The organism is Cobetia sp. MC34, from assembly GCF_018340035.1.
GTDB lineage: Bacteria > Pseudomonadota > Gammaproteobacteria > Pseudomonadales > Halomonadaceae > Cobetia > Cobetia amphilecti.
In genome coordinates, this window is sequence record NZ_JADPPY010000101.1 from 1 (window position 1) to 599 (window position 599).

At 55.9% G+C, this 599-nt stretch carries 1 protein-coding gene; it reads right to left on the reverse strand.

Features of this window, described 5'->3' with window-relative positions; translation table 11 throughout:
• Nucleotides 1-599, reverse strand: a 599-nt coding sequence (locus tag IZU87_RS17325) for an IS3 family transposase (protein WP_213115373.1), incomplete at both ends; no start/stop codon positions are given.

A 599-nucleotide genomic window follows, 5' to 3' on the forward strand; every position in this document is an offset into this window, starting at 1 on the left:
GTGTTGTACCAAGCGAAGTAACGCTTCAGATCCCCTCGCAAGTGGGCGCCGCTCTCGAAAGCCTTCAGATAAACGCACTCATACTTCACACTGCGCCAGAGTCGTTCCACGAATATGTTGTCCTGATAGCATCCCTTGCCGTCCATGCTGATCCGGACATCATGGGCTTCCAGAACTTCGGTGAACGACTGGCTGGTGAACTGACAGCCTTGATCTGTATTGAATATCTCGGGCTTTCCATAACACGCCAGGGCTTCCTCCAAAGCATCGATACAGAAGTCCGTATCCAGGGTGTTGGAGACCCGCCAGGCCAACACGCGACGGCTGTGCCAGTCCATGATGGCCACCAGGTACATGAACCCGCGCGCCAAAGGAATATAGGTGATATCGGTCGCCCATACCTGATTGGGGCGGTCGATGACTCGCCCCCGCAGCAAGTAAGGATAGATCCGATGTCCTGTACCTGGCCGGCTAGTGCATGGCTTCGGATAAATAGCCTGTAGTCCCATCCCGCGCATCAATCGCTGGACGCGCTTGCGGCTCACTGCGTGGCCCAAGCGATTGAGATAGGCTGACATCCTTCGTGAGCCATAGACCGG